The organism is Proteus terrae subsp. cibarius, from assembly GCF_011045835.1.
GTDB classification, from domain to species: domain Bacteria; phylum Pseudomonadota; class Gammaproteobacteria; order Enterobacterales; family Enterobacteriaceae; genus Proteus; species Proteus cibarius.
Genome location: NZ_CP047349.1, coordinates 2,053,000 through 2,065,371 on the forward strand (window position 1 = coordinate 2,053,000; position 12,372 = coordinate 2,065,371).

Annotated in this window: 17 protein-coding genes; 6 read left to right on the top strand and 11 right to left on the bottom strand. The window is 35.3% G+C overall.

The genetic code is table 11. The features are described from left to right. Window positions 1–123 precede the first annotated feature (123 nt). Window positions 124–909 carry a phosphate starvation-inducible protein PhoH gene (gene phoH, locus GTH25_RS09605; RefSeq protein ID WP_075674290.1) on the bottom strand — a complete coding sequence of 262 codons (786 nt, stop codon included), beginning with the start codon at window positions 907–909 and terminating at the stop codon, window positions 124–126. A 350-nt stretch (window positions 910–1,259) separates the two neighbouring features. On the opposite strand from phoH, the gene GTH25_RS09610 reads away from it, so the two are divergent. Continuing rightward, window positions 1,260–1,703, top strand: coding sequence for a methyltransferase family protein (locus GTH25_RS09610; protein WP_075674291.1), 444 nt, complete (start codon window positions 1,260–1,262; stop codon window positions 1,701–1,703). A 15-nt stretch (window positions 1,704–1,718) separates the two neighbouring features. Here GTH25_RS09610 and GTH25_RS09615 read toward each other — a convergent pair whose 3' ends face one another. Further along, window positions 1,719–2,702 carry an endonuclease gene (locus GTH25_RS09615; protein WP_164530524.1) on the bottom strand — a complete coding sequence of 328 codons (984 nt, stop codon included), beginning with the start codon at window positions 2,700–2,702 and terminating at the stop codon, window positions 1,719–1,721. 232 nt (window positions 2,703–2,934) lie between these two features. On the opposite strand from GTH25_RS09615, the gene GTH25_RS09620 reads away from it, so the two are divergent. Continuing rightward, window positions 2,935–3,138 (top strand): hypothetical protein, encoded by a 204-nt coding sequence (locus GTH25_RS09620; protein WP_023582012.1) that lies wholly within the window; start codon window positions 2,935–2,937, stop codon window positions 3,136–3,138. A gap of 4 nt (window positions 3,139–3,142) precedes the next feature. Here GTH25_RS09620 and GTH25_RS09625 read toward each other — a convergent pair whose 3' ends face one another. From GTH25_RS09625 to GTH25_RS09655, 7 genes are all read right to left on the bottom strand, one after another. After that, window positions 3,143–3,616 (bottom strand): threonine/serine exporter, encoded by a 474-nt coding sequence (locus GTH25_RS09625; RefSeq protein WP_088495400.1) that lies wholly within the window; start codon window positions 3,614–3,616, stop codon window positions 3,143–3,145. After that, entirely contained in the window at window positions 3,607–4,410 is an 804-nt protein-coding gene (locus tag GTH25_RS09630; protein ID WP_099660326.1) for a threonine/serine exporter family protein, read from the bottom strand. Before GTH25_RS09630 ends, GTH25_RS09625 begins: the two co-directional genes overlap by 10 nt. Before the next feature lie 297 nt (window positions 4,411–4,707). Beyond that, window positions 4,708–5,121 carry a hypothetical protein gene (locus GTH25_RS09635; RefSeq protein WP_075674299.1) on the bottom strand — a complete coding sequence of 138 codons (414 nt, stop codon included), beginning with the start codon at window positions 5,119–5,121 and terminating at the stop codon, window positions 4,708–4,710. 210 nt (window positions 5,122–5,331) lie between these two features. Beyond that, a complete protein-coding gene (locus GTH25_RS09640; RefSeq protein ID WP_075674295.1) occupies window positions 5,332–5,769 on the bottom strand; it encodes a universal stress protein in 438 nt (145 codons plus the stop codon). Between the two features lie 64 nt (window positions 5,770–5,833). Continuing rightward, window positions 5,834–6,172 (bottom strand): hypothetical protein, encoded by a 339-nt coding sequence (locus tag GTH25_RS09645; protein WP_075674296.1) that lies wholly within the window; start codon window positions 6,170–6,172, stop codon window positions 5,834–5,836. Between the two features lie 118 nt (window positions 6,173–6,290). Further along, window positions 6,291–6,719 carry a universal stress protein gene (locus GTH25_RS09650; protein WP_075674297.1) on the bottom strand — a complete coding sequence of 143 codons (429 nt, stop codon included), beginning with the start codon at window positions 6,717–6,719 and terminating at the stop codon, window positions 6,291–6,293. Between the two features lie 142 nt (window positions 6,720–6,861). After that, window positions 6,862–7,746 carry an NAD(P)H-hydrate dehydratase gene (locus tag GTH25_RS09655; protein WP_156733496.1) on the bottom strand — a complete coding sequence of 295 codons (885 nt, stop codon included), beginning with the start codon at window positions 7,744–7,746 and terminating at the stop codon, window positions 6,862–6,864. 278 nt (window positions 7,747–8,024) lie between these two features. Here GTH25_RS09655 and GTH25_RS09660 point away from each other — a divergent pair, with 278 nt between their 5' ends. The 4 genes from GTH25_RS09660 to GTH25_RS09675 all read left to right on the top strand — a co-directional run bounded on the left by GTH25_RS09660 (window position 8,025) and on the right by GTH25_RS09675 (window position 11,481). Beyond that, the gene (locus GTH25_RS09660; RefSeq protein WP_036936466.1) at window positions 8,025–8,246 is read left to right on the top strand and encodes a DUF2594 family protein; all 222 of its coding nucleotides are present in this window, start codon (window positions 8,025–8,027) and stop codon (window positions 8,244–8,246) included. Between the two features lie 727 nt (window positions 8,247–8,973). Then, the gene (locus GTH25_RS09665; protein WP_075673783.1) at window positions 8,974–9,336 is read left to right on the top strand and encodes a hypothetical protein; all 363 of its coding nucleotides are present in this window, start codon (window positions 8,974–8,976) and stop codon (window positions 9,334–9,336) included. Between the two features lie 592 nt (window positions 9,337–9,928). Beyond that, complete coding sequence (gene hemB / locus GTH25_RS09670; RefSeq protein ID WP_072064069.1) at window positions 9,929–10,906, top strand: porphobilinogen synthase; 978 nt, start codon at window positions 9,929–9,931, stop codon at window positions 10,904–10,906. A gap of 110 nt (window positions 10,907–11,016) precedes the next feature. Beyond that, entirely contained in the window at window positions 11,017–11,481 is a 465-nt protein-coding gene (locus GTH25_RS09675) for an HIT family protein (protein WP_075673782.1), read from the top strand. Window positions 11,482–11,584: 103 nt separating this feature from the next. On the opposite strand, the gene GTH25_RS09680 is transcribed toward GTH25_RS09675, so the two are convergent. Beyond that, entirely contained in the window at window positions 11,585–11,929 is a 345-nt protein-coding gene (locus tag GTH25_RS09680; RefSeq protein WP_202983534.1) for a low molecular weight protein tyrosine phosphatase family protein, read from the bottom strand. A gap of 2 nt (window positions 11,930–11,931) precedes the next feature. Beyond that, window positions 11,932–12,150, bottom strand: coding sequence for a hypothetical protein (locus GTH25_RS09685; RefSeq protein WP_069369007.1), 219 nt, complete (start codon window positions 12,148–12,150; stop codon window positions 11,932–11,934). Window positions 12,151–12,372 lie beyond the last annotated feature (222 nt).

Genomic DNA, 12,372 nt, shown 5'->3' on the forward strand with positions numbered 1-12,372 from the left:
TCAAATCAAACGCCCCATAATTAATAAAAAAGATAAATCATATAAGATAAAATAAAAAATAAAGATAAAGGCCACATTAATATGTGACCTTTTAAATTTCATACAAAAATTCCCATGATCTATTTAATCATTATAAGCAGCTAATACATGCTGACATAATGTAGAGCGCACACAATCTTCTTGCATAAATTTAATCACGCCTACTCGATTATTAGCTTCAAATCGAATCAGGGCATCCGCTAATCCAGACGGTACATTAGTAGGTAAATCACACTGGGTAATATCACCATTAACCACAACGGTGACATTTTCGCCCATTCTGGTTAGAAATAATTTCATTTGATTTACTGTAACATTCTGTGCTTCATCTAGAATAACAAATGCATTTTCAAAAGTACGCCCTCGCATATAAGCGAAAGGTGCAATTTCAACTTTACCGATTTCAGGCCGTAAACAATATTGTAAAAATGAAGCACCTAAGCGTTTCACTAATACGTCATAGACCGGACGAAAATACGGTGCAAATTTTTCAGCAATATCGCCGGGTAAGAAACCGAGATCTTCATCTGCCTGCAACACTGGTCGAGTAACAATAATGCGTTCTATTTCTTTATTAATTAAAGCATCGGCAGCCATTGCGGCACTAAGAAAGGTTTTACCACAGCCCGCTTCTCCTGTGGCAAAAATAAGATTTTGATGCTTAATTGCATTCATATATTGGCGTTGTGCTTCGTTGCGAGGAGATAACACACGTTCATCACGCTTCTCTCTCGCCATACCAATAGTATTAATATCTCCAAATCCCGGTAAAACCATAACATTATCTCGATGCGCTCCATTACGTTGTTCTTTACGTGAAGTGCGCTTATTTTCTCGGCGTAAACGTGTTGCTGCTTTTTGTCTACTCATAGTGGTATTTACCCTTGTTAGTCTTCAAAAAGTCATCGACATCCCTATTTATATTCCATTCACTTGCCGGTGAGTCCCCTTCAGACTCTGTTTAATCGCAGAAAACAAAAAAACCGGTCACAATCCTGAACATTAAACATCAATGAACGGTTGTTGCCGGTTTTCTGTAAGTAACGAGATATTTCCATTGCTTCTGTCATTCATATTCCCCATCATGGAGTTAGAGTGAAAATTAACGAAGCTTTATGACAGTATAATGACAAAATAAAAATATTTTCAATACTGAGATGATTTATAACGAGATGGACTTAACATAAAAATAACAATAAGTGTTATTTTGGGGGGAATAAATGAATTTCTTACGACTACCTTTTATTTATTGGTTACTACTTAACCTCATTCCATTTATTGGTTTTGAACTTCACTCTGGCTCTCTTAAGATGGGCTTCTTTTTTTATCTCGGTTTACTCACCATTATGACTTCTGGGATCTGGCTTTTTTATTGCCTCTCTTTTTTTATTAAACAAAAAACGTCTCCTAACCCCAATCACACACCTCGACAATTAGTGACAAGTGGTCCTTATAAAATAAGTCGCAATCCTATGTATCTTGGTTTTTTGGATATCAGTATCGGGTTATTTTTTATTTTTGGTAACTGGGGGTTTTTAGGAGCTGCAATTGCGTTTTACTTTATTACTGATCGCTATACGATAGTACGTGAAGAAAAAATCTTAAGTGAATTATTTCCACAAGCGTGGCAACAATATTGTCGCCACGTTCGTCGTTGGATGTGAGCTAAATAATTACGATTAAGGCTGTTTACAGTTATTAGCTAAACGGTAACCTGCCTTAATGGCCTCACTCTCTGTTTTAAAAAAAACCGCATTTTTATCTGACATTGTTTTATAACCAGAACAATGTGCAAAATGGTAGATCTTGCTATTAATATTACCTTTAATATCTTCAGATTGTGATGTATTTAGTTGTTTAGGCGTTTCAGTTTTGGCTTTAGTGACTGGCGCACTACTTGTTGCAGATAATCCAGCACCACTATTTTTATGTCCTAATTGCCACTTCATTTGACCTGTCACAAACGGATTATGATATCCAACAATACGAGCAATACGGTTATCACGCTCTTTTTCCCACGCTGTTGGTGGATAAGCATTATCCCAAGCCATTAATAACTGTTGTTGTTGGCGTGACATAGAGAGGTTATAGCGATCATGTAAGTAGAAATAAACCCTTGCTACTAGCCCTTTAACTTCATTACGAGGTTCAAATGTACGTGACGCGAAGTCAACACGGCTACGGCATTGACCATATTGATAAGATGCTTGTGCTGGTAATTGTCCAAAACTAAAATTGCTACGATCCCCGTTAACTTCACCTATAGATGGCGCTAAATTGTGTAAATCAGCTTCAATTTTGCCAAATACAGGATCGTTTTTCACACAATTAGTTCTGCCTCCATTTTGCCAACATTGACGTTGATGACCAAAAACCCATGCAGGAACAATATGCTCCCACTCAATACGTTCTGCTCTTGTTTGTTGGGCTCTGACTTTATAACCACAACTGGCTAAATTAACACGTCCACCAGATTTACCTACCCATTCCCAATCACAACCACAATAAATAGTGCCTTGTGACTTTTGATTTTGATCATAATAAATACGTTCTTTTGCTATCTCTTTCGCTTTTGTAAAATTCTCAGGGGCTTGCGCTTGAACATTTAGCGTAATAAAAAATAAACCCAACACAACCGCGGTATAGTGTAATATTTTTCTCAAAGTGGTATCTGCCTTACTCTTTGTTTTATTAAACCCAATAAAAATTATCTTTAATAACCAACTGATAATCTTATTTTTATTTAGTCTAATCTTACCTTTTTTTTATTTATTTTGGGCAATCTTTCTTGCTATTTTTTATATAAAAAATAAAACAATAAGCGTGAATGGTGATAGAAAAAGCCGTTATTCTCGACATTAACGCAAAAGGGATTTGCTATGGTTTAGTCCATCAATGATTTGGAGAAATTTAAAAATGAATGAGAATATGCTGAATTTGATGGACGAATTAGTCGAGATAACAAAAAAGCATGCGAATAACGAAGATGTTAAAGCGCATGCTAGTTTAGAATCTGAGAATAAATTACGAATTCAAATTATTATTTCTGACAAAAATGAACTGGATATTACATTAAATTCATTACAACACGCGATGTAAGTCATTATACACTCGGACGCTTGCGATATAACCATAATCCCGGCAAGGATAGCCCTATAGAGAGCGCACCGACAATAAATGAAGCTTTAAGGAAATTAGTAACTAAAGCTTCAAAAATTTCCGCGCTATAACCAATTTGTGTTAATTTCACCACTGAGATCATCGCTATATATGCATTTATTCCGGGGAACATTGGAATAACCGCGGCAACAGTAAAAACTTTAGGGTGTGCAAGCCACCAGCGTGACCATTGAATACCAATGCAACCTACTAAAATGGCGGCACAAAAACTTGCCCATTCTATGTTCATCCCGCTCATTACTAAAACAGTACGAGAGCCGTGCCCTATTGCTCCTAATAGTGCGCAATATTTTAATGCCCTTGAAGGTACATTAAATACCATCGCAAAACCTACTGCGGGAATAGCAGCTAAGATCATATCTTCAATTAGGGTGAGAAGTATCGTTATTATGCCCAATCTCTTAACCCCCATACTGCCATAGCTAAAATAACCCCTAAACAGGTGGCTAAAGTTAACATTGTTGCCATTGCCCAACGCGCTAACCCTGTATTAACGTGCCCTTTAAACATATCAGCAACAGCATTAATTAAAGGAAATCCGGGAACCAATAATAAGACGCTGGCAGCCATTGAAATAGTCGCCGTAGTTTGAAAATAAGAGAGTTTTAATAATAGACCTGAGACTGAAGTTGCCACAAATGCAGTAATACAGAAATTAATTAATGGGTTCATTTGGCGATGTGTTAATGCTTGGCGAACAAACATACCAAGACCACCACCAATGGCAGAAACTAAAAAGCCATCCCAATTACCACCATTTAATTTAGAGAAACAGCCACATGATAAGGCAACCATAAAAATAATCGCCCAACGTGGATAACGTAACGGTTTTATATGCTCAAAGCGTTTTCTTGCTTCATGAATATCTGCAAGGTGATGTTCGACCAAAATAACAATATGCTGAACTTCTGTCACAACATGCATATTAATACCGCGATCGACAATCTTACGTGTTGAAGTTTGGCAATGCCCATTAACAATCGTAGTTAATACCACTGCATTAGCAGAAATTGCACTTTCGACTTGATGTACACCTAAAGCTAAACCTAGGCGGGTTGAAAGCTGCTCAACCAACATACTTTCTGCACCATGTTGCAATAACAACAACGCAGTTTGAATACATAACTTGGTAATTTCACGCTGTTCATCTTGTGAAATGGCAGTGCAATCCGCCATTATCTCATTATCCATACTATGCCTTAGTTTTAATCAAAAACGAGCCACTGCTAATATAAAGTTTATCAGCATAGCTCGTTTCTCGCTCTATTATCTTTCAATACTATTATGAACAAATAAAATATTTAAGGCTGTAGATAGATCAATTTTATCGATGTGTAGTCATAAACATTGCCATAGAAAAATGCAGTACTGTAATAAAATTACTCATTTTTAACTCACATAATTAAATAACTATCACTATTTTAATAAAAAAGCACTCATACAAGTGCTTTATAAACTAATTTAATTAAGAAAATTAATAATATTTAATTACTTCAGTAAGTCATTAGCTTGGATATAAGACTCAACCAGAGTTTCTGCAACGAATACTGGTACCCCATAAACCGCAGAAATAACAGAAGAGAGTTGTACCAGTTGCTCTTTATCATTTTTTTGTAGATCGGCGGTCATTATCATACCTGCACAATATTCACTAAGAAGTGCTTTCCCCTCTTTAAGCCAACGTCTAACCGCCTTCATCCCTTCCATATCTTCTTTTTTATGCTCTTTGTCCTTTTTATTGATGGAAGGGTAAACTAGAACAAATTTTCTTTTTTCGTTTAATACAATATCCATTTCAGCAGTCCAGTTATTGGCATCTTCCAGTGTTTCTGGAAATATTTTCATCGTAATAACAGGAAATTGCTCAACATCCATAACGGTAAAAGTTTTATTATTCAACATAATACTCATCTCTAATTAATAACAACCACTCCACTTTAGAATGACTATCATTCTCAATCAATAAAGATCCGAGTATTTAAAATAAAACCGCATTAATAAGCAATCGCACTCACATATCAATTAAAAATGGCAATGCTTAAATTTAAAAATAAAAAACCCCTAAATCGAGATCTAGGGGTCGCATATTATTTTCTAACTTTTATAAAAATTTTAACGAACAACTAAAACAGATTGCTTAGCATAAGCAACAATACCTGATGCATTTGAACCCAATAAGTGTGTTGAAATACTTGGGCGACGAGAACCGATTACAATTAAATCTGCATTAATTTTTTCAGCGAGTTCTAAAACTTTATCTCTTGCAGAACCAAATACGGCTGAAAATTCGACTTGTTCATTTGGTAAATCAATGCCATCAGCTAATTCTTGCAGTTGTTCTTGTACACGCTCAAGTGCTTTATTTGCAAAAGAGCTGAGCATGTCATAATGATAGCTATAACTAATAGAGAAACGTGAAATATCAGGAATGGCATGGAAAAGGTGCAGTTTTGCGCCTTCTAATTTGGCAATATAAACAGCGTGTTGTAAGGCTTTAGTCGTTAACTCATCTTCTGAAATATCAACAGGTACTAGAATTGTCTTGTACATAGCAACTCCTCATTATCAGATTATTGTCTGTTTATTATTGTAGCGTATCCCACAGCTTGCTTATTTAATCTTCCTCAAGATGCCATTTATGCAATTGTCGATGAATAAAAGGTGTCACTACAAGCCCAATTGATAAAATAAAAACACACTGAAGAAATAAACCATAAATTGCAATAAAAAAGCGCCCTGTAGGGGTTGCAGGTGCTGGCTCTACCGGTTGACCACTTAACATAGAGATTGCATTTAATGAAGATTCCATAAAACTATGTCCTTCAATTAAATAAAACCCTAATACGCCGGGTAATAACCCTAAGAAAAAGAAAATAGAGCCTATTACATAATAGCGTAAGATGCGTAGAATAAAATGATCAAGCCTTAAAAGTTCTTGGGTAAATTTTTCCATTCTTATCCACTTTCTAGACTGTTTATTCGATAAACGGCTTATTGAATAAATAAGATAAGCTACGCAAAAAAACTAAAAAATATGCTATGAGGAATACTCATAGCATATTAGTAATATATTAACGAACCACTAACACTGAAATTTCAGCATAGCGAACAACACCCGCAGCTGTTGAGCCTAATAAATGAGTACTGATATTAGGTCTACGTGAACCAATCACAATTAAGTCTGCATGAATATCTTTTGCTGTGACTAAAATTTCATCACGTGGTGAGCCAAAAGTAACCGTATAAGCGACCTTTTCAGCAGGTAAATCCACCGAATCTACCAACATTTGCATATCATTCTCTGCTTTCACTGTCGCTTTATCTTTAATTTCTGGATAACCCAGTGAATAAGCATTAATGATTGCTGAAGAGATAGGAAGAACATGAATTAAATGTAAATTAGCTCCCGTTTCTTTTGCTAAATACACAGCATGTCGTACCGCTTTACTGGTTAACTCTTCTTCTACAATATCAATAGGCACTAAAATCGTTTTATACATAATAACTCCTCTCAACTCTCCATTTGCCTTAATCCTATCGCAATAACCCAAAGATTACTGTGAGTGAATTAACTAAAAACAACCTAATCTTAATATAAACCTACTTTAATTATTAATACTTTAAGCTAAAAAATAAAAGTGCTCATTCAAAATAGTTTGCATTATGTTGCTGTGTTAACGTCCATATTTGATTGCGAATATTTCGGATAGTATCAATCAATTCTGATGCAGTTAATCCTATTGGCCCAATACCTTTTTCAACTAAGATATCCGCCGCCATTCCATGTATCCAAACCGCACTTTTTACCGCATCAGACATTGTCAATCCTTGCGCTAAAAAACTGCCCATAACACCTGTTAGCACATCGCCACTCCCTGCGGTTGATAATCCACTATTACCGGTTGTATTAATCGTTAACTCCCCTTTCGGAGATGTTACTACAGTATTTTGACCTTTGATTATTGCCCAACAATGATAAAGCTTCGCAATCTCTTTCGCCGCTTCTTCTCTGTTATTTTGAATATCATTTAGCGTGCAATTAAGCAAAATAGACGCTTCTTTAGGGTGTGGTGTTAATACACAATGCTGATTAAGTGAGCATTCTGATTTTAATTTAGCCATTAACACTAATGCATCCGCATCAAAAACATAGGGTATATTTTCATTACGTTGTGCCAAAGCTATTGATAAGCTCTCTTCAGAATTTGCAGATAATCCTAATCCACATCCAATTGCCCAAGCAGAAATATCTTGCTGATGTATCAATGTCAGTGCTGTTTTGAGCATAAGCTCTGGCGCACTATCAATAAAAGGGATAGGAAGCTGTGACTGAGCAAAACCAAGAAATACCTTTCCGCACCCTGCTTTCAATGCACTTTTACCGGCTAATACAATCGCGCCACTCATTCCTTCTGCGCTACCTACAATGCCTAATGTGCCAAATGTTCCTTTATGTGTATTCCCTGACTTGCGCTGATAAAGCGCGGGATAATGAGTGATCGCATGTAATAGTTGTTCTTCATTCATATTATTTTCCTCCCCGCCTTTTTCTGCATTTTTTCTTATTGCTGGCGATGATTGCCATACCACATCTGTTTGTATTAACGTTCAAAACATAATGTTCAAAGTATAGCGTGGTTTCAACAAATAAATGGGATCACAGACTATTTTGTATCTTTATCATGCTAACAATTTCAATATGATAAAATGCTTTCATTATCACTATTCATACCTTGCTGAGACTTTGCTATTCTAATGACCTAGCTTGATATGATTTATAAATTAAAGACAAAGGAACGTAGATAATGAACGAGAAGTTTAAAACACAAGCAGATGTGGAAACATTAGCAGAAGAAGTGGCTTGTTTAAAAACACTAGTCACTTATATGTTAAAAGCATTAGGCCAAGCAGATGCAGGTCGTATTATTTTAAATATTGAACGCGCGATTGCAGAAGTTGATGACGAAAAACAAGCAGAGACATTCCGTAATACTATTAGCCAAATTAAAACTGTTTATCGCCAATAATTGATTTATTTTGGATTGAGTACTAGTACATATTTTTATTCTGTTTTCTAAACTTTTTGTGCTGCACAAATAAACAAAAATTAGTTTTAAATTCCTATATACTTAATCTCGAAATAAACCATTCTTTATTCATTTAGCTACCCCTCTATCTCTATAGAGGGGATTTTTTTCTCTTTTATTCCCATTTTTTAACTCTCCCATTAAAATTTTTTCATATTTTATAAATAACAATTATTTTTTTATTCATTATTTTAGCTAATAATCTGAATAATAAATTCTTTTTGTTAAGAATTTTTAATGTTATTTGAATTAGAGAAGAAGATAAAAAATTTTATACTTTGAGTATGGTGATTACAGATTAACCTATAGAATACAGCAGATTAAGTTTAACTTAGTATTAACAGGTTATCATTTTATCCTTATTTTTATATTTAATTCTCTATTTTTCATTATTAACGTAAATAAAAATCAATATCATAAAATGCAAATAAAGATAAATCCTAATATTATTAAATTTATGTTATTTTATTTATTGTTAATTATAATTTTCATTTGAAAATAAAAGCCTAGCTTATTGTCCTTAAACACAATTACAACTATGAAATTAGATTCAATCGAATTAAAGAAATTAACGTTTTATATTTTTACACTTATTCTGATTTATCGTCACTCCAGTTTATATGTTACACTCAATGAGTACGTACCAAAAAATAAACATGAGGCTAAAATGAAACCACTTCTCTTATCTCTGCTATTATTACCCGCAGTTGCTTTTGCCAACCCAACAAAAATAGCTGATGATTACTGCGATACCTTTAAAGATATCTCGATTAAAGCTTACGATACAAAAGAGCCAGCAGAAAAAATTGCTAAAGATGCAATAGCTTCTCTAAATGTAAAGAAATTCGATTTTGCAAAACTAGAAACAACTGAAGCACAATTTACTGAAGGTACTATCGAAGTTGTTAACTCTTTACGTGATGCAAAAGCTGAAATGGGTACTCGTGCAGAATTCCAAGAAGGACTTACTCAAATCATTGCTGCTTGTAAAATTCAAATGATCTCTGCATTAGAAGAGCAAAAAAAATAATCTTCTCATTAAGAAATGAGTAGTAATCAATTTAAAGAGTAGAAATTATTCTGCTCTTTTTTATTTCCTTCCTCTCCATCACTTATTCTTTTTGCTTTTCCTTTTCTCTCTTTCTCTATAACTAACTATCTATACTCTAAATAATTCAAGGTGTAGCTAGGCGACAAGTGAATGAGTCGCTAGGAGCATACAAGAGTATGTGACTAGTGCGAGTGAATGAAGCCAACAACGCTACGGCTTGAAATACAACGAGTAAATACTCTAAATAATTCAAGGTGTAGCTAGGCGACAAGTGAATGAGTCGCTAGGAGCATACAAGAGTATGTGACTAGTGCGAGTGAATGAAGTCAACAACGCTACGGCTTGAAATACAACGAGTAAATACTCTAAATAATTCAAGGTGTAGCTAGGCGACAAGTGAATGAGTCGCTAGGAGCATACAAGAGTATGTGACTAGTGCGAGTGAATGAAGTCAACAACGCTACGGCTTGAAGTATGACGAGTATCAATTATAGAGTATCTATCTATCGATATTAAGGTTTATAATACCTCGGTAAATACTTGTTAGTACTGGCCATAAAAAGGAGATATTGTGAGCAACGAACAATCCATCCAGCGTTTAAGAAGACTACGCCAGTCCGAAAACCTGCGCGCGCTCTTTCAAGAAACAACGTTAACTAAAAATGATCTCGCTCTACCTATATTCGTAGAAGAAGGGCTTGATGATTACCAACCTATTAAAAGTATGCCGGGTGTCGTTCGTATTCCTGAAAAGCGTCTTGCTTATGAAATTGAACGTATTGCAAAAGCAGGCATTAAAACTGTCATGACTTTTGGAGTATCGCATCACCTTGATGAAACAGGGAGTGATGCTTGGAAAAGTGATGGCTTAGTTTCTCGCATGTCTCGTATTTGTAAAGATGCAGTACCAGAAATGATTGTCATGTCTGATACCTGTTTTTGTGAATACACATCACATGGTCACTGTGGTGTTTTACATGGTGAACATGTTGATAATGATGAAACTATCTATAATTTAGGTCTTCAAGCCGTTGCCGCGGCACAAGCTGGTGCGGATTTTATCGCACCATCTGCTGCAATGGACGGTCAAGTCGCTGCTATTCGTGCAGCACTTGATAAAGCAGGATTTAGCGATACAGGTATTGTTTCTTATTCGACTAAATTTGCTTCTGCTTTATATGGTCCTTTCCGTGATGCAGCCGGCTCTCGCTTAATTGGTGATCGTAAAACTTATCAAATGAATCCAATGAACCGTCGTGAAGCAATTCGTGAATCATTAATTGATGAGCAAGAAGGTGCTGATATGCTGATGGTTAAACCCGCAGGTGCTTATTTAGATATTATTCGCGATGTACGTGAACGTACTTTATTACCTTTAGCGGCTTATCAAATCAGTGGTGAATATGCTCAGATTAAATTTGCAGCATTAGCCGGTGCAATCGATGAAGATCGTGTAGTAATGGAGACTTTAGGTTCAATTAAACGTGCTGGTGCGGATTTAATTTTATCTTACTTCGCACTTGATTTAGCTGAAAGAAACCTACTTTAACCACCTTATACTCTGAATAATTCAAGATGCAGCTAAATGACAATTGCAATAATGCTCAGCCAACAACGCTGCAACTTGAAGTATAACGAATGCTTAATTATGAGGTTAATATGGATAACTGCATTTTCTGTCAAATCGTTGCTGGAAAAGCCCCTTGCCATAAAATTTGGGAAGACGAACACCACCTTGCTTTTCTTTCTATATTTCCGAATACCAAAGGCTTTACGGTTGTTATTCCTAAAAAACACTATCCAAGTTATGCCTTTGATCTCAGTGATGAAGCCTTAGCGCTATTAGTTATTGCGACGAAAAAAGTGGCAAAAATCTTAGATAAAACATTTCCTGATGTTTCACGTTCAGGAATGTTTTTTGAAGGATTTGGGGTTGATCATGTTCATAGTAAACTTAGCCCGATGCATGGCACTGGTGATATGACAAATTGGGCACCTATTGAAAATAAGCAGAAGATTTTCTTTGATAAATATCCAGGTTATCTTTCATCTCACGATTTCGAACGAGCAAGTGATGAAGAGCTTTCACAACTCGCGGCACTAATCAGAAAAAATAACCAATAATAAAAATCCGACCTGCTCTTTTTATACCTCTATAAAATTTTTAGATATAAAAAACGCTCAGTCTTATTTTAAGCTGAGCGTTTTTTTATCAAGATTAAAAGCATTATTTAGCTGAAAGCTTCGCTTCCATCGGTAAATAAGACTGAACTTTCTGTTCAAGGAGTTCAATTAATACCGGATCGTTAAAGCGATAATTATCAGGTATTCCCAATACATGGGCTTTTTTATAGCGCATGGTTGTAGGAAAATGTGCAGATAATCGATTTAAATGTTTAGATTCCATGACAAGCACTAAATCAGCCCATTTTAGTAATTCGTTATCAACCACACATTGCGCATCTTTACGCGTACCTGCTGAAAGTGTATTGATGCCTTCTCTATCTGCAAATAACAATTCTGCGGTTGGGCTTCGCCATTGATTTTTACTGCAAATAAACAAGATATTCATCATTACTCACTATCAGATAACGCATTTAATCGACGCTGACTACGAGAAATTCTTGGGTATTCGATTCCTAGTTGTGCAGCTCTGGTCATTTTAAGTGATCGAGTATATAAATTAGACCATTTCTTTTCTGGTTTAAACATCACTCGTGAACAACCCATTTCTTGATGTTTATTTTTGCGGTTAACACATTGGCGCCAACCACGATCTCTTTGTATAGACATAAAAACCTCTCAGATTAAAGGGATAGCAGCCGCAGTAATACGGAGAGTGTCTAACAATATGATATTCTAGTTGAATCAGGTAAATCCACAATGGTTTATTTCTGTACCAAAGTAAATAAGTAGATCTTTATTTAACAAAATATTTAGCTAAATAAACAAAAAGCGAGCATTGAACCTTTATAAAAATAACGGACAAACCATTATCTGATTTATCCGTTATAA

Bases quoted from the DNA above. Each gene is read 5' to 3' on its own strand.
- GTH25_RS09610 (WP_075674291.1), top strand. From the start codon at position 1,260: ATGAATTTCTTACGACTACCTTTTATTTATTGGTTACTACTTAACCTC.
- GTH25_RS09645 (WP_075674296.1), bottom strand. From the start codon at position 6,172: ATGGAAAAATTTACCCAAGAACTTTTAAGGCTTGATCATTTTATTCTA.
- GTH25_RS09680 (WP_202983534.1), bottom strand. From the start codon at position 11,929: ATGAATATCTTGTTTATTTGCAGTAAAAATCAATGGCGAAGCCCAACC.
- GTH25_RS09620 (WP_023582012.1), top strand. From the start codon at position 2,935: ATGATTTGGAGAAATTTAAAAATGAATGAGAATATGCTGAATTTGATG.
- GTH25_RS09665 (WP_075673783.1), top strand. From the start codon at position 8,974: ATGAAACCACTTCTCTTATCTCTGCTATTATTACCCGCAGTTGCTTTT.
- GTH25_RS09685 (WP_069369007.1), bottom strand. From the start codon at position 12,150: ATGTCTATACAAAGAGATCGTGGTTGGCGCCAATGTGTTAACCGCAAA.
- GTH25_RS09660 (WP_036936466.1), top strand. From the start codon at position 8,025: ATGAACGAGAAGTTTAAAACACAAGCAGATGTGGAAACATTAGCAGAA.
- GTH25_RS09675 (WP_075673782.1), top strand. From the start codon at position 11,017: ATGGATAACTGCATTTTCTGTCAAATCGTTGCTGGAAAAGCCCCTTGC.
- GTH25_RS09630 (WP_099660326.1), bottom strand. From the start codon at position 4,410: ATGGATAATGAGATAATGGCGGATTGCACTGCCATTTCACAAGATGAA.
- GTH25_RS09650 (WP_075674297.1), bottom strand. From the start codon at position 6,719: ATGTATAAAACGATTTTAGTGCCTATTGATATTGTAGAAGAAGAGTTA.
- phoH (WP_075674290.1), bottom strand. From the start codon at position 909: ATGAGTAGACAAAAAGCAGCAACACGTTTACGCCGAGAAAATAAGCGC.
- GTH25_RS09635 (WP_075674299.1), bottom strand. From the start codon at position 5,121: ATGTTGAATAATAAAACTTTTACCGTTATGGATGTTGAGCAATTTCCT.
- GTH25_RS09655 (WP_156733496.1), bottom strand. From the start codon at position 7,746: ATGAATGAAGAACAACTATTACATGCGATCACTCATTATCCCGCGCTT.
- GTH25_RS09640 (WP_075674295.1), bottom strand. From the start codon at position 5,769: ATGTACAAGACAATTCTAGTACCTGTTGATATTTCAGAAGATGAGTTA.